The following is a 14330-nucleotide window of genomic DNA, read 5'->3' as shown; positions in this document are numbered from 1 at the left end:
ATGAGTATTTTAGCAAAATCTGCGGTGGCCACCGGAGACGGAACTTTTGACCTATGCGAGGTGGAACTCTCCGAGCCCCAAGGGGACGAAATCCTGGTCCGAATCAAAGCCGCTGGGCTTTGCCACACTGACTACGACTCCCTAACCTGGGGCAAACCTATCATCATGGGCCATGAAGGGGCTGGAGTCGTGGAGCGAGTGGGCCCCGAGGTGCAAGGATTGCGCGTCGGGGATCAAGTGATCCTCAACTGGGCGACTCCCTGCATGCACTGCTTCCAATGCCAAGAAGGAAACCAGCATATCTGCGAAAACAACTCTCCCGTGGTGGCTGGAGGCAACGGCCATACCCCGGGACAGGCCCGATTGGGGAGTTCCCAATGGCGGGGAAAGGCCATCGAACGGTCTTTTAATTTGGGAACTCTGGCGGAACTTGCGCTGGTAAGGGAGTCGGCGGCCGTACGTTTTTCGCTGCCCAACCTCAGCTTCTCAGCCGCCAGCATCATCAGCTGTGGGGTCATGACTGGCTACGGCTCGGTGGTCAACGCGGCGAAGCTTAAGGTCGGGAGCTCAGCGGTGGTGTTGGGCTGTGGCGGGGTAGGCTTGAATGTAGTCAATGCCTGCGCCCTTGCCGGAGCCGGACGTATTGTCGCGGTGGATGTCAATCCCCGAAAGCTTGAGTTTGCCCGGCAGTTTGGCGCGACCGATTTGGTCTTGGCACGTCCAGATGACAGGGGACTCAAAGAGGCGGCGGCGCAAGTAGCCCGGCTCCTCGGCGGGCGGGCGGCAGACTATGCCTTTGAGTGTACGGCCATTCCCGCACTGGGAGCGGCACCACTGGCGATGGTCCGAAACGGGGGCACCGCCGTGCAGGTGAGCGGAATAGAGGAAGAGATCAGCATTGACATGCGCCTTTTTGAATGGGACAAAACCTACATTAATCCCCTCTATGGCATGTGCAAGCCCCAGATTGATTTTCCCAAGATCATAGATCTCTATGGCAAGGGGGCGCTCAAGCTCGATGACATGGTCACCAAGGAATATGCCCTGGACCAGCTGCAGGAGGCATTTGACGACATGCTTGCCGGAGTCAACGCAAAGGGTGTAATCGTTTTTTCCTAGTTGTTGTATGAAAGACTTTAGATCTGTCGAGATCTCCGACACTGCCTACGAGCGGGATGGGCTTCGCTTTTTGACCCTAAAATCCCCCAATCTGCAAGGCAGGGGAGATGTCTGTCTCTTTGTTCCCCAAGTAGTTGAGGGCTTGACCGGCTTGCCTATTTACATTTTGCTGCATGGGGTGTATGGAAGCGCCTGGGTTTGGGCAATGAAAGGCGGCGCCCATACCACTGCCAAAAGGCTGATGGAGAGTGGCGAGATACGGCCGGCCATTATAGCCATGCCCTCTGACGGGCTTTGGGGAGATGGATCAGGGTATCTGGTCCATCATGGTAGGGATTTCTCTAAATGGATTACGCAGGACGTACCCCAGGCGATCCGGCAGTACATCCCCTGTGCGGGTCCCAATTCGAAGATTTGTTTGGGTGGGCTATCTATGGGTGGATATGGAGCCCTGCGCTTGGGACTGGGGCAGCCGGAATCCTACTCGGCGATTTCCGTGCACAGTGCGATCACCCGCTTTGAAGAAATGTCTCTTTTTGTGGAGGAAAGGCTGGATTCTTACGGACGATCAGGCCAGTCCAATGACGTCGTGGATCTGATAAAGGATAGAAAGGTTCAATGGCCACCTATACGCTTTGACTGCGGGGTGGACGACGAACTGGTCGCCGGAAACCGCCTGCTTCACCGCCAGTTGTGCGACTTGGGTATAGCCCATGAATACGAGGAATATGCAGGGGGGCATGAATGGAGCTACTGGCGGGAGCATGTGGAGAAAAGCTTTCGTTTTTTTGACATCCAATTAAAATGACAAACGACAAGGGTTGAGAAACTCAGTAATCCGTTCAGTAGATCCCGTTAAAATAGGAGTAACTTTGACGTTGATATGATTTACAGAGGTCTACTGAATGAATATTTGCAGCTGCAGCAGGTCCATAGTAAAGACTGTCTGACTCAGACCGAGGCGTTGGAAAGCCCGCTCACCTTTTTATGGTTTGAAGGCGATGACAATCAGCTAATAATAGACGGGGTGAACCGCAGCTTTCAAAACAATGAGATTGTATGCCTGACTGAGTTTCATCAAGCCGACGTCACCCGGGTATGTAAGGCCAGAATGATACGTTTCAACCGCTCTTTTTACTGCATTATCGACCATGACAGCGAGGTGGGCTGTAAGGGGGTGTTGTTCTTTGGAGCCTCGCAATTACCCTCTTTTGTGATTCCAGCAGATGAATTGGAGAAGTTCCAAACCGTCTGGAAGATGTTTGAACTGGAAATGCGATCTGAGGACGAGCTCCAGCTGGAAATGCTCCAGTCCATGCTGAAGCGCTTTATCATCCTTTGCACCCGCATATACAAGCAGCAGGAGGATTTTGGGAAAATAGACAAGCTTCAGATGGATTTGGTGCGGGAGTACAATTTTTTGGTTGAGAAAAACTTCAGAACTGTCCACACCGTCGCAGAATACGCGGCTATGCTCAACAAGTCTCCAAAGACGCTTTCCAATCTCTTTTCGAAGATTTCTTCAAAGTCCCCCCTGCAGTACATCAAGGAAAGAAGGCTCCTTGAGGCAAGGCGCTTGCTCCGGCATACCGACAAGAGTGTCAAGGAAATCGCCTACGAGATAGGCTTTGAAGATCCCCAGACTTTTGGGCGCTTTTTCCGGAACTCCTTGGGCGTTTCTCCCTCAGAATTCAAAGAATCTCACTGATTGGGAAGAATTGCCCACTCGTAGGGAAATGTTGCCTAACAGCAGCCTGTCTCTAGAAGACATCTTTGCATTGTCAATTTGAAAATTCAACATTTAACAATCACAAGACAATGAAAGATTTCGCTATTCCCACCAGAGAAGAAGTTTCGGAAAACAACCAAGCCATCTTTGATAACCTGAAAAAAGGACTTGGTTTTGTGCCTAATTTGTATGCGTACTATGCCAAAAACGAAACTGCACTTGGAGATTACCTCGCTCTTCAAAACCGCAAATCAACCCTGAAAGCCAAAGAACGCGAAGTGGTGAATCTAGTCACCAGCGAGGTCAATGGCTGCCGCTATTGCCAGTCGGCACACACGGTACTCGGCAAAATGAACGGCTTTACAGATGAGCAGGTACTCGAAATCCGCAAAGGAGGCGCTTCTTTTGAAACAAAGCTCGACGCGCTGGCCAAACTGACCAAAGCTATCGTAGAAGGTCGTGGAAAGGTAAGTGATCAGGTAAAGGAAGAATTCTTTGCTGCTGGATATACCGAAGCCAACTTGATCGATGTGGTAATCGTCGTTGGGGACAAGGTAATCAGCAACTACATCCACAACCTTACTGGTTTTGAGATCGATTTTCCACTGGCTCCAGAACTGTAAGCAATGGAAAATACAGAAACAAAAGAATTGGAATTTGGAAACCTATTGATTCGTGTAGGCTTTGGGCTGTTGTTTGTCTGGGGAGGGCTGGAAAAGTTCTTTGAAGGTTTTCTCGGCGGAGTTGGCCTGGAGAAGATGGCCCTAGGCTTGTATAAGACGGGTTGGTCCTTTTTAGGGGATACGGGGACTCTGGTGCTCGCGACTGTGCTTGCCCTTGTCGAATTGCTTGCCGGAGTGTCGCTTATCATAAATAGAAAGCTAGTCCTGTCCTTTGCAACACTGGCATCGATCATGATGGTGGCACTGCTCACCGTGTATTTACCTCAGGGCAATTGGATGCAGGGAATGATCCATCTTGCTTTGATCACCTCACTGACAGGCATGGCTTTTAACTACTATGAAAAGGGCAAATCACTTTTGCAGCAGGCATGAGATGTCCATGGATTAGCTGTATTTCAACGACTAAAGACTGGGCTGCAAGTCCTTTCGCCAAACAAAGCTACCGCAGACATACCTTACTGCGGTAGCTTTTTACATGGCGCCGATCAATTTTTAGCTTGAAAAATTAATTCTCAGCAACGCTATCTCCCCAGTTCGCTATAGCTTGAATGAGGGGGACTAACGTGCTCCCTAGATCTGTCAAGGAGTATTCTACCTTTAAGGGAGGCTTTTTGTGAAATACTTCTCTCAGTATTATTCCATCTTCTTCCAAAGCCTGCAGCTGCAATGCCAACGTACGTTCAGTGACAGTTGGCATACATTTACGCAATTCATTGTAGCGGAGCTTCCCATTTATCAAATGGTATAAAATCACCGTTTTCCATTTTCCTCCGATGATGCCCATTGTCAGACTCGCACAGCAAGGGTATTCTCTGCCGTTGTATTTTAAAATCCTTGGTTCTGCCAGTTCCATGATAATACTATCCTTTTTGACCGTTATTGCATGGCAAATATACTATAAATAGGTTTGTGACTATAAAAATTATAGTAAAATGACAAGCCTAGAAAAAGTAGTAAACTGGCGATACTCTACTAAGAGTTTTGACCCCAACAAAAAGATTTCACAGGAAGATTTTGCGCAGCTGAAATCACTGTTGCAGATGAGCCCATCGAGCACCAATCTGCAACCCTGGCATTTTGTGATTGCCCATACCGACGAAGGCAAAAAGCGTATTGCGAAAGAGGCTCAAGGGTTTTTCCAATTCAATGAAGCTAAGATTCTGAATGCATCTCATGTGGTGGTATTTGCCGCCCGCACCAATGCCGACGAGGAGTATATGCAGCTGCTCTTGGATCAGGAAGAAAAAGACGGGCGCTTTCCCAGTGCCGATATCAAACAACAAGTTCATGGCGCCCGAAACATCTTTGCTGACATTCATCGCTATGATGTAAAGGATCTGCCGCATTGGCTCGAAAAACAAGTCTATCTAAACATGGGAAATTTCTTGTTGGGAGCGGCTACGCTAGGCATTGACTCCCTTCCTATGGAAGGTGTGGACTTGAAAGCGCTGGACGAAGAGTTTGCCTTACGCCAAAAAGGATACACGGCTGTAGGTGTGGTGGCGCTGGGCTACCGCGATCAAGCAGATTTTAACAGCACCGAAAAAACGCCAAAGTCGCGCCTGCCACAAGAGTACATTATTACCGAACTAAATTAAAACAAGAAGCCTGCTACTATGCGGGCTTTATCAATTCTCTCGAACATGAAATTTAGAATTATCACCGCCTTGGTTGTGGCGACTAGCCTAATGGCTTGTGCTCAAACCAATTCCTCAACCATTGCTGACGAAACGAAAGAAGCTACAAGTTTGACCATCGAAAACCTCACCAATGCGGTGGTACTGAGTTCGGAGGTCAAATGGGAAAAGCTAAACCCAGCCCGGGGCGATGCCAGTCCGCAGGCAGGTACTCTTTGGGGAGATCGAAAAGGAAAAGTTGCGACTGGGTTTCTGGGCAAGTTTGCAGATGGGTTCTCATCTCCACCCCATATCCACAATGTTACTTACAGAGCGGTAGTCATCAGCGGAAGCATCCACAACGATGATCCTTCAGCTGAAAAAATGTGGATGAAGCCGGGAAGCTTTTGGACACAGCCCGTTGGCGAAGCGCACATTACTGCCGCGAAAGGAGATGAAAACATAGCATACGTAGAAATTGACCATGGTCCGTATTTGGTAAAGCCTACCGAAGAAGCTTTTGACAATGGCGAGCGCCCAGTAACTATTGACGCATCAAATGTGGTATGGTTAAGCAGCGATAAAGCCGAGTGGATTGCTCCAAACAGTGGCGCAGCCCTAAGCTTTTTATGGGAAAATGAAAACCTAAAAGGGCTATTCATCAAGCTGCCCCAAGGGTTTAAAGGCCGCATCAACAGCGAAGGCGATATTTTTCATGCCGTAGTTATTCAGGGAAACCTGGCCTACAAACTACCCCAAAGCGGAGAAACCAAAGCAGTGGATGCCGGAAGCTATTTTACCTCATCAACCAAAGCCAAACATGATTTGATCACCAGCGAGGAAGTGGTGATTTATGGGAGGACAAATGGGGAATTGGAAGTGATGTAGATCAAAACTTCATCGCTTACCCCAAAAAGTATACGCCTTACGAAAATGTGTGTGTCAGAACGCTCAATTTTGTGGGAGAAGGGATTTCATGAAACGAATTGGCAGATTGTATCAGTCAAGTGTAGAGAGCATCTCTTCCCTACAAATCTATTCGGTAGTAGACTGCACGAAGGAACGCCAGGCCGTGCTTGGAGATTTTTTAACTTTCGGGCTCCAAGCTGATTATTCATGTCCCAATGTTGGATTGGACTGTTTCCTTAATTTCACTTATTTTTGGTTCCTATGAAGCTGGTTTTGAAAAATCCCGAGGACGTTGGGAATCAACGAGTGAACATCTGTAAAAAGGAAATCCCCTGCTTGGACTCCTCTTGGCACTACCATGCCCAGTACGAGCTGCTCTACATTTCCCAGAGCAACGGAATCCGGTTTGTGGGGGATAGCGTGTGCCAGTTTTTTCCCGGCGACCTGGTCTTGGTCGGGCCCTATCTACCGCATCTGTGGCGAAACGACGTTTCTTTTTACAAGGAAAACCACGGGGAAAACCAGGTCAAAACCATCATCATGAAGTTTACCGATGACTTCATGGGAAACGGCACCTTCAAAAACCCCGAGTTTTCGGAGATAGAAAAGCTCCTGGACCTTTCCAAGTACGGTGTCTGCTTTGGTCAGCAAATCAGCGGTGAGCTCCACGACGAATTGGTGCGGATCACGGATTTGTCCCCTGCTATGCAGTCCATCAAGCTGCTGGAGATCTTGCATAGGCTGTCCGTCACCAAGGAGAAAAAAGTGCTTTCATCCTCCGACATGCGACAGTACACCACAGAGAATGCACAGCGCCTGGATACCGTACTGAAGTACATATCCGACAACTACGCCAGCTATATCACACTGGAGGACATAGCCGATGTGGCCTGCATGACGACCAATTCCTTCTGTAGGTTTTTCAAAAAAATGACCAACAAGTCTTTCACGCAGTTTTTGAACGAGGTCAGGATCAGAAATGCCTCCAGGCTGCTGGTAGAGGACGAGATGTTTGTGTCAGAGGTCTGCTACACCGTGGGCTACAAGTCCATCACCAACTTCAACAACCAGTTTAAGCAGATCATGGGCTGTACCCCCAAACAGTTTCGCAGCTCTGTGTAGACTGCTTCGGGATTTGGGATAAAATAGGGGCATAGTAGGGTAAAATTCCTTTCATGGCGTACCTGCGTTTTTTCTAATTTGACGCCTCAATTACCCAAATAACCTGTCGATGCTCGCCCATATCGCTATTCTTGCCGTCTTTCTGCTCCTTTTGATCTTTTCGATTTCCAAGTGGAATATCCATCCTTTCGTGGCTTTGATACTGACTGGAATGGGGCTGGGCCTTGCGATGGGAATGGGTGGGGAAAAGACCGTTGAGGTGCTTTTGCAGGGCTTTGGCGATACCCTGCGCTGGATCGCGATCATCGTGATCCTTGGCGCATTCATCGGAGAGGTGTTGCAGGAGACGGGTGGGGCACTCAGGGTGTCTGACCGAGTGGTCGCTTGGGTGGGAAAAAAGAACCTTCCCTGGGCAATGGGTGCGACGGGTTACATTGTATCCATCCCGGTCTTTGTGGACGTGGCCTATATCCTTTTGCAGCCTGTCATCGAATCGCTTTCTGTCAAAAGCAAAAAGCCGGTGCTTTACCTGGGCTTGGCCCTGACCGCTGGCCTCACGGTCTCCCATACCCTTATTCCGCCTACTCCTGGGCCTATGGCCGTGGCCTCCATGATGAATGTCGCACTTGCAGATATGTTGTTTGTCAATGGTTTTGTGGCCATTTTGGCGATGGCCGGGGGCGTGCTTTGGGTCGTTCTGTACTGCAAAAATGCCTGGATAGTTTATGACGAAAAGCTGCGGAAAGAGCATGGGGCAGCCGAAATCGAGGCATCCGAGTCCGATATGGCTGGCGCTGGGGTTTTTGCCGATTTGCTGCCCATCCTAGTTCCCATTGCCCTGATCGGTTTGGGATCATTTGTCCCAAAGGAATCTGAGACGCTGGTATCGGGACTGTTTCGCTTTACCGGGATCCCGTTGGTGGCAGTGCTGATAGGGGCAGGTATCGCAGCGTTTTCCTATTCCCGTACCGTCAAACAATCCAGCCTGAACCGGCTGACCGAGCAGGCTATTGTGAAGTCTGCGCTGGTCATCATGATCACGGGAGCGGGCGGAGCGCTTGGACAGGTGATCCGAGCCACGGGAGTTCAGAATGAGCTCATCACCGTCTTTTCGGAATTCCCCTTTATCGGGATGATGTTGCCGTTTTTGATCGCAGCCATCCTGACTACCTCTACGGGTTCTATCACCGTTTCGCTGGTCGCCACAGCCTCGATGATCGGTCCTATCGTGGACACGCTGCCGGTAAGCCCACAGATTGCAGCTGCGCTGATCGGCTGCGGCTCTTTCTGCGTATTTCACGCCAACTCCAGTTTCTTCTGGCTGCTCAACCGCCTTCACGAGGTTCCACCCCAGACGCTTTATCGTACTTACACCGTCCAGTCGTTGATCATGGGCTTTTCTGGATTGTTGGGGGTTTTGCTCCTGATGCTGCTAGGCTTCTAAAGACTTCTTTCCTTTTGGTACCCCTTTTCTACCTCCGGGATTTTTCAAAACAGGGTAAAATACGCTAGGTACAGGCTAAAATCTGCCAATCTGCTCGGCGTCCTTTCCATTTTCTTTGTGAAGGTCAAGACAGAAGATCACTCCCGCCCATTCCAATTGTGGAGTGCTTTCTGCTTTTTCCTCAGTGCTTTAGCCATGGGGGATCACCTGTTTTGCCAACCACAAACCAAACCCAAATGACCAAAGGAATAGGGAATCGCAAGCTCTGTATTCTACTTGGTTTTACAGATCACATGTATGGATAGCTTCGTTCTCGCTTTTGCCCTCGTGCTTTTTGCCAGCTTTTTCCAGGGGACTTTCGGTCTCGGAATGAAATACATCACCCCCTTGAAATGGGAAGCCTGGTGGCTGGTTTACTCCGTCATTGCCATGGTTTTGTTTCCGGTAGGGTGGGCCCTGTTGGTTGTTCCCGACCTTTGGGAAGTAATCCTCTCCAGCCCGGAAGAGGTCATTTTTATGGCCATGTTGTTTGGCTTTCTTTGGGGAATAGGCGGGATTCTCTTTGGGGTGAGCGTGGAGTACACGGGGATTTCAATCACCTATGGAATCGTGATGGGACTGGCGGCATCGGTCGGATCGATCATCCCCTTTTTCCAAATCCAAGACGCATTCAGCCAGCCATCCTTTCCCGTGATTATGATCGGCGTGGGGCTTCTGCTGGTCGGTGTTTTCATCACCGCCTTGGCGGGGATCAATCGGGACAAAGTCCGCGCTTCCGCTTCCGTTTCCAATCCTAAGTCTATCGGCAAAGGTGTTGCCATCGCCGTGACTTCCGGAGTGCTTTCAGCCTTGCTCAACGTAGGCTTTTCCAATGCCTCAGCCGTGGCAGAAGCGGCCGCCGATACCGGCGTTTCGCCCCAAAACGCCAGCCTGGCGGCCTGGGTGGTGGTGTTGGTAGGCGCATTCATCATGAACGCGGGCTACTCCATCTCCCTGCTTTTCAGAAACAATTCCTGGTCTTCCTTTGGCACTGCCTACGCTGGCAAGTCCTACCTGTGGGCTATTCTTTCGGGCTTGTTTTGGTTTGCGGCGCTGGGGGTGTATGGGCAGGGTGCCGCCCTGCTGGGCGACTTGGGACCTGTGGTCGGCTGGCCCATCCTGCTGGGTTTGGCACTGATCATCAGCAATGTCTGGGCCTACAGGTCCGGGGAGTGGGACAATGCCAAAAAGCCTTTCAGGCAACTGCTGAAGGGCTTGGCGGTATTGATTTTGGCAGTGTGCCTTCTAGGCTACGCCAACTATCTATAAGCGAAAGTCGTGTGCCGGCACATGCAAGGAAAACCATGAAATCAGTTAAACCTATTACTATGAAAATCGCAGCTATAGAACCCTTTGTAATCAGCCAAAGGTTGGATACGCCATTTTACTTTTCCCAATGGCAATACGACATGCGAAAAATCTGCATCGTCAGAATCACCCTGGAGGATGGAACCTACGGATGGGGGGAAGGGTATGGCCCAGCGCATATACTGAAGGCAGGTATCAAATTTTTCGAGCCCTTTCTTCTGGGCAAGTCCGCCCTGGAGCATGAAGTGCTTTGGGAGGAGATGTACCGCAGGTCAATGGACTATGCCCGAAGCGGAATCCTGCAGGCGGCCATCAGTGCCGTGGACGTGGCGCTGTGGGATATCAAGGGCAAGCTGCTCGATCAGCCGGTTTCTGTCTTGCTGGGTGGGGTGAAAAATCCCGTCATCGAGCCTTACGCCACCGGGCTGTATTTCACCCAAGTCGAAAACCTGGAGAAGGCGCTCGCCGAGGAAGCCGCGATGTACAAAGGGCAGGGCTTCCGGGCCACGAAAATGAAGGTCGGACTGGGCATAGAGGAAGACGTGAAAAATGTCGCATCCGTCAGAAATGCAATCGGGCCGGATATGAAGCTCATGGTCGACGCCAACCACGCCTACAGCTATAAAGAAGCAATCGAGCTTGCCAAGAAAATCGAGCAATACGACATAGGCTGGTTTGAGGAGCCTGTATCTCCGGAGGATTACGAAGGCTATAGACGACTGCGCGACCATACCAGCATCCCCATCGCAGGGGGGGAGTGCGAGTACCTGAAATATGGGTTCAGAAGGCTCTTGGAAAACGAAAGCGTGGACATCGTCCAGCCTGATATCTGCGCCGCCGGAGGAATCACCGAAGCAAAGAAGATCGCGACACTGGCCCAAACATTTAGCAAAGATCTGGTACCGCATACTTGGGGTACCTGGATTGCGATCAGTGCAGCCATTCATGTGGTGGCAAATCTTGACAAAAATCCTGGAAGGATGTACAACAGCCTGCCCATGCTGGAACTGGATCGTACCGAAAACAGCCTGAGGGATCAGGTGACCAAGCATCAGGTGAGACTGGAAGATGGTCTCATTCAAGTGCCCAAAGGGCCTGGTCTGGGAGTGGATGTGTGCCCTGAGATGTTGGAAAAGTATATGGACAGCGAAACAGCAGAGGAAAATGAAAGATTTGAAATTCGGTCATAAGCAATTGTACCTGGGAGGCAGCCTACGGGAGTCCTCGGGCGGGGAGGTGTTTTCGGTGGTTTGTCCAGGGACGGAGGAGCCTATAGCTACGATTTCCTGGGCCAATCGACAGGATACCGAGACGGCGCTTCAGCTCGCCCAGGAAGGCTTTGAGTATTGGAGTTTGCTCCCGCTGGAGGAGCGGTTGGAGTGGATTGCCAGGCTCAGAAATGCCATTTTGGCCAAGGCAGAGCTGCTCAGGGAGAGCATCATGTTTGAGATGGGAAAAGTCTGGGAAGGGACTTCCGAAGACTTGGAGAGTATCACGGACTCCCTGGCTTTTTACTCCGAAGAGATCAAAAACCGTACAGACATTCCCATTGCGGACAGGGAAGGAACCCACGAACATTACATGGTTTCGCAGCCCTTGGGCGTGGTGGTGGCATTTTTGGCCTACAACTTTCCCCTTCTCAATCTGGGATTCAAACTCGGGCCGGCTTTGGCCTCGGGCTGCAGTATTATTATCAAACCCTCGGAGTTTTCACCGCTTTCAGCCTATCTGATCGGTGAGATTTGTGCCGAAATCGGCTTTCCGAATGGAGTCGTCAATATTCTTTGTGGAGATGTGGCGCAAGTGGGCATTCCCCTCTGCGAAAGTACGATCCCCAAGCTCGTGACCATGATCGGCTCTACCGAGACCGCCCAAAAGCTCATTGCACAAAGCAGTAGATCCTCCATCAAAAGGTATAGCATGGAGTGTGGTGGCAACGCGCCCTTTATCGTGTTTGAAGATGCGGATCTGGAGCTGGCGATGAATATCGGCGCGGCTTTGAAGACCGGCAATTCCGGACAGATCTGTGTAGCGCCCAATAGATTTTTTGTCCATCAAAGCGTCTTCGACCGGTTTGCAGAGGGACTGGTGGAGAGGTTCGAAGCTACGGCTGTAGGATTTGGGAGGGAAAATTCCCCTCAGATGGGCCCATTGGCCAACCGTGCTTCTTTGGAAAAGGTAGCCGGAATCGTCGAAGAGGCAGTCGCCCAGGGTGGAAAGTTGCGCTGTGGAGGAGAGAAGATCGGTCGGAAGGGCTATTTTTTCCAACCTACCGTCATTGTGTTGGATGATCCCGGAGCGGAGGTTTTGCAGAAGGAGATCTTTGGGCCGGTGGCTATTCTTGTTCCTTTCGAAAATCAAGAGGAAGTATTGAAGCTTGCCAACAATACCCATGCGGGACTGGCGTCCTACGTTTTTTCCAAGGACGAAGCCCGTCTTGGCTATTTTGCCGAGAAGCTGGAATTCGGAGAAGTCCACCTCAACGGGGTGAAATTTGGCATTTACCTTCCGCATGGAGGGATCAAAAACAGTGGGATAGGAGTGGACTGCTCCTCGTTCGCGCTGGATGATTATTTGGTCAGAAAGCGGGTCACTCGGGCCTTGGTTTGAAGGAGATGGCTACTACAGAAAGATTCGTCAGCTGCGACTGGGGCACCACCAATTTCAGGCTGAGATTGGTGGATGGGAGCTCGTTGGAAGTGCTTGCCCAGCACCAGACCCCGATGGGGATCAAGGACTTGAACGACGCGTTTATGTCCCAAAATCGGCTTGAGAGACAGGATTTTTTTCTGGACTATCTCCTGAGACAGCTGGGGCTCATGGGGATCAAGCCAGCCGACTATCGTGTGGTAGCTGCGGGGATGGCTTCTTCTTCCTTGGGCTTGAAAGAGCTTCCCTATGCGGCACTTCCTTTTTCCCTTTCAGGTGGAAATATCGTGGCGGACTTTTTAGCCACGGATTCCGGATTAGACCTATTGCTGATTTCGGGGGTGAAAAGCCCGCAAGGAGTGATGAGGGGAGAGGAAATCCAGGCGATTGGGCTGGAGGACGAGCTGGCGGGCCTGCGCAGTGCCCAGGTGATTCTCCCAGGGACGCATAGCAAGCACATCCACTTCGAAGCGGGAAGTTTCACCGGTTTCAAAACGTACATGACTGGGGAGCTGTTCAGCCTACTGAGCCATCACAGTATCTTGAAGCTGTCCGTGGAGAAGGGCCCTTTGACCGGGCAAGCGCTTGCGGCGTTTCGGCAAGGAGTGCAAGTCGGCTTCGGACAAGGGCTGGCGAGTTCACTTTTCACCGTGAGGGCCAAAGACGTACTGGGCCATACCTCCAAAGATTTGAACTACCACTATCTTAGCGGGATTCTGATCGGGGATGAGCTGATGCATCTCAGGGATTGGGACGGGAAAATCCTGATGGCGGCGGCAGATCCGCTGTTCCAGTTTTATTCCGAAGCCTTGGGATTGCTGGTCGGCAGAGCGCGCACGATCTTGTTGGATGGAAAGGCCCTCGAACTGGCCATGCTCAAGGGACAAAGAAAACTAATGCAGCTATATGAAAGAGGCGAATCGATTTTCATGGGATAAATTCCACGAAACCCCGGTGGTAGGGATCATCAGGGGAATGGGTTTTCAGGACGTGAGGAGGATCGCCAAAGCCTATTTGGAGGCCGGATTCACGACTTTGGAAGTCACGATGAATACGGACGCGGCCTGCGAGCTCATCCGGGACTTGGGGCAGGAGTTTTCCCAACTGAATATAGGGGCCGGAACCGTCTGCTCAGAGCGGGATCTCGATCAGGCTTTAGCCGCGGGGGCACAGTTTATCGTCACGCCCATCGTCGATGTGGCCGTCATCCGCAAGTGTGTGGATTTGGAGATCCCGATTTTTCCCGGCGCCTACACTCCCACGGAAATATACCAAGCCTGGTCGGCTGGTGCTCCGGCCGTGAAGGTTTTCCCCGCCACCCAGCTTGGGCCTTCTTTCATCAAGGACGTATTGGCACCGCTTGACCAAGTTAGGCTGCTTCCGACCGGAGGAGTCGATATCCACACGATCCGAGCATTTTTCGAGGCAGGTGCTGTGGGAGTAGGAATGGGCGGCTCTTTGTTTGACAGCCAGTTGATCCAGAAGGGGGAGTTTGAAAAGCTCAAGGAGCATTTTGTGGCAATCAAGGCAGCAATAAAGGATTTTTGTAAAAAGTAGGCTTGAAAATAGGTTTTATAAGGATCAAGGGCCCGGGAATATCCTGGGCCTTTTTTGTGCCGGGCAATAAGGTAAAATAGTGTAATTCGGAGGTAAAATCCACAAACAGGAAAATCGATTTTTGGGGCTTTTTTGTAAAAGTAACTGGAGGAATC

At 50.8% G+C, this 14330-nt stretch carries 15 protein-coding genes; 14 read left to right on the top strand and 1 reads right to left on the bottom strand.

Annotation, left to right across the window (positions count from 1 at the left end):
- The 5 genes from J0A68_RS20570 (at position 1) to J0A68_RS20550 (ending at position 3903) form a co-directional block, all read left to right on the top strand.
- Positions 1 to 1119, top strand: a complete 1119-nt coding sequence (locus J0A68_RS20570; protein ID WP_206580134.1) for a Zn-dependent alcohol dehydrogenase — start codon at positions 1 to 3, stop codon at positions 1117 to 1119.
- A gap of 7 nt (positions 1120 to 1126) precedes the next feature.
- Positions 1127 to 1927: an alpha/beta hydrolase gene (locus J0A68_RS20565; protein ID WP_206580133.1), complete on the top strand. Its 801-nt coding sequence runs from the start codon at positions 1127 to 1129 to the stop codon at positions 1925 to 1927.
- Between the two features lie 75 nt (positions 1928 to 2002).
- A complete protein-coding gene (locus J0A68_RS20560) occupies positions 2003 to 2827 on the top strand; it encodes a helix-turn-helix domain-containing protein (protein ID WP_206580132.1) in 825 nt (274 codons plus the stop codon).
- Between the two features lie 65 nt (positions 2828 to 2892).
- A complete protein-coding gene (locus tag J0A68_RS20555; protein WP_317195137.1) occupies positions 2893 to 3471 on the top strand; it encodes a carboxymuconolactone decarboxylase family protein in 579 nt (192 codons plus the stop codon).
- 3 nt (positions 3472 to 3474) lie between these two features.
- Positions 3475 to 3903: a DoxX family protein gene (locus J0A68_RS20550; RefSeq protein WP_206580131.1), complete on the top strand. Its 429-nt coding sequence runs from the start codon at positions 3475 to 3477 to the stop codon at positions 3901 to 3903.
- A gap of 133 nt (positions 3904 to 4036) precedes the next feature.
- Here J0A68_RS20550 and J0A68_RS20545 read toward each other — a convergent pair whose 3' ends face one another.
- A complete protein-coding gene (locus tag J0A68_RS20545; RefSeq protein WP_206580130.1) occupies positions 4037 to 4384 on the bottom strand; it encodes a winged helix-turn-helix transcriptional regulator in 348 nt (115 codons plus the stop codon).
- Between the two features lie 79 nt (positions 4385 to 4463).
- On the opposite strand from J0A68_RS20545, the gene nfsB reads away from it, so the two are divergent.
- The 9 genes from nfsB (at position 4464) to J0A68_RS20500 (ending at position 14175) form a co-directional block, all read left to right on the top strand.
- The gene (nfsB, locus tag J0A68_RS20540; protein ID WP_206580129.1) at positions 4464 to 5129 is read left to right on the top strand and encodes an oxygen-insensitive NAD(P)H nitroreductase; all 666 of its coding nucleotides are present in this window, start codon (positions 4464 to 4466) and stop codon (positions 5127 to 5129) included.
- A gap of 45 nt (positions 5130 to 5174) precedes the next feature.
- Positions 5175 to 6035, top strand: a complete 861-nt coding sequence (locus J0A68_RS20535; protein WP_206580128.1) for a DUF4437 domain-containing protein — start codon at positions 5175 to 5177, stop codon at positions 6033 to 6035.
- 282 nt (positions 6036 to 6317) lie between these two features.
- The gene (locus tag J0A68_RS20530; protein ID WP_206580127.1) at positions 6318 to 7178 is read left to right on the top strand and encodes an AraC family transcriptional regulator; all 861 of its coding nucleotides are present in this window, start codon (positions 6318 to 6320) and stop codon (positions 7176 to 7178) included.
- Positions 7179 to 7287: 109 nt separating this feature from the next.
- Positions 7288 to 8622 (top strand): GntP family permease, encoded by a 1335-nt coding sequence (locus J0A68_RS20525; protein ID WP_206580126.1) that lies wholly within the window; start codon positions 7288 to 7290, stop codon positions 8620 to 8622.
- Between the two features lie 297 nt (positions 8623 to 8919).
- Positions 8920 to 9930, top strand: coding sequence for an L-rhamnose/proton symporter RhaT (locus J0A68_RS20520; RefSeq protein ID WP_206580125.1), 1011 nt, complete (start codon positions 8920 to 8922; stop codon positions 9928 to 9930).
- A gap of 59 nt (positions 9931 to 9989) precedes the next feature.
- Positions 9990 to 11159: a mandelate racemase/muconate lactonizing enzyme family protein gene (locus J0A68_RS20515; protein WP_206580124.1), complete on the top strand. Its 1170-nt coding sequence runs from the start codon at positions 9990 to 9992 to the stop codon at positions 11157 to 11159.
- Positions 11134 to 12579 carry an aldehyde dehydrogenase family protein gene (locus tag J0A68_RS20510; RefSeq protein ID WP_206580123.1) on the top strand — a complete coding sequence of 482 codons (1446 nt, stop codon included), beginning with the start codon at positions 11134 to 11136 and terminating at the stop codon, positions 12577 to 12579. Before J0A68_RS20515 ends, J0A68_RS20510 begins: the two co-directional genes overlap by 26 nt.
- A gap of 5 nt (positions 12580 to 12584) precedes the next feature.
- Entirely contained in the window at positions 12585 to 13556 is a 972-nt protein-coding gene (locus J0A68_RS20505) for a 2-dehydro-3-deoxygalactonokinase (RefSeq protein WP_206580122.1), read from the top strand.
- Positions 13525 to 14175, top strand: coding sequence for a bifunctional 4-hydroxy-2-oxoglutarate aldolase/2-dehydro-3-deoxy-phosphogluconate aldolase (locus tag J0A68_RS20500; RefSeq protein WP_206580121.1), 651 nt, complete (start codon positions 13525 to 13527; stop codon positions 14173 to 14175). Before J0A68_RS20505 ends, J0A68_RS20500 begins: the two co-directional genes overlap by 32 nt.
- Positions 14176 to 14330: the final 155 nt, after the last annotated feature.

Origin of the sequence: Algoriphagus oliviformis (assembly GCF_017254915.1) — a bacterium.
In the GTDB taxonomy this organism is placed as follows: Bacteria; Bacteroidota; Bacteroidia; order Cytophagales; family Cyclobacteriaceae; genus Algoriphagus; species Algoriphagus oliviformis.
Note: the sequence above shows the minus strand (reverse complement) of the source record. Positions and strands in the feature narration are given on the sequence as shown.

What these genes read in the sequence shown, in the direction of transcription:
- J0A68_RS20570 (WP_206580134.1), top strand. Translation starts at nt 1, where the DNA reads ATGAGTATTTTAGCAAAATCTGCGGTGGCCACCGGAGACGGAACTTTT.
- J0A68_RS20565 (WP_206580133.1), top strand. Translation starts at nt 1,127, where the DNA reads ATGAAAGACTTTAGATCTGTCGAGATCTCCGACACTGCCTACGAGCGG.
- J0A68_RS20560 (WP_206580132.1), top strand. Translation starts at nt 2,003, where the DNA reads ATGATTTACAGAGGTCTACTGAATGAATATTTGCAGCTGCAGCAGGTC.
- J0A68_RS20550 (WP_206580131.1), top strand. Translation starts at nt 3,475, where the DNA reads ATGGAAAATACAGAAACAAAAGAATTGGAATTTGGAAACCTATTGATT.
- J0A68_RS20545 (WP_206580130.1), bottom strand. Translation starts at nt 4,384, where the DNA reads ATGGAACTGGCAGAACCAAGGATTTTAAAATACAACGGCAGAGAATAC.
- nfsB (WP_206580129.1), top strand. Translation starts at nt 4,464, where the DNA reads ATGACAAGCCTAGAAAAAGTAGTAAACTGGCGATACTCTACTAAGAGT.
- J0A68_RS20535 (WP_206580128.1), top strand. Translation starts at nt 5,175, where the DNA reads ATGAAATTTAGAATTATCACCGCCTTGGTTGTGGCGACTAGCCTAATG.
- J0A68_RS20530 (WP_206580127.1), top strand. Translation starts at nt 6,318, where the DNA reads ATGAAGCTGGTTTTGAAAAATCCCGAGGACGTTGGGAATCAACGAGTG.
- J0A68_RS20525 (WP_206580126.1), top strand. Translation starts at nt 7,288, where the DNA reads ATGCTCGCCCATATCGCTATTCTTGCCGTCTTTCTGCTCCTTTTGATC.
- J0A68_RS20520 (WP_206580125.1), top strand. Translation starts at nt 8,920, where the DNA reads ATGGATAGCTTCGTTCTCGCTTTTGCCCTCGTGCTTTTTGCCAGCTTT.
- J0A68_RS20515 (WP_206580124.1), top strand. Translation starts at nt 9,990, where the DNA reads ATGAAAATCGCAGCTATAGAACCCTTTGTAATCAGCCAAAGGTTGGAT.
- J0A68_RS20510 (WP_206580123.1), top strand. Translation starts at nt 11,134, where the DNA reads ATGAAAGATTTGAAATTCGGTCATAAGCAATTGTACCTGGGAGGCAGC.
- J0A68_RS20505 (WP_206580122.1), top strand. Translation starts at nt 12,585, where the DNA reads ATGGCTACTACAGAAAGATTCGTCAGCTGCGACTGGGGCACCACCAAT.
- J0A68_RS20500 (WP_206580121.1), top strand. Translation starts at nt 13,525, where the DNA reads ATGAAAGAGGCGAATCGATTTTCATGGGATAAATTCCACGAAACCCCG.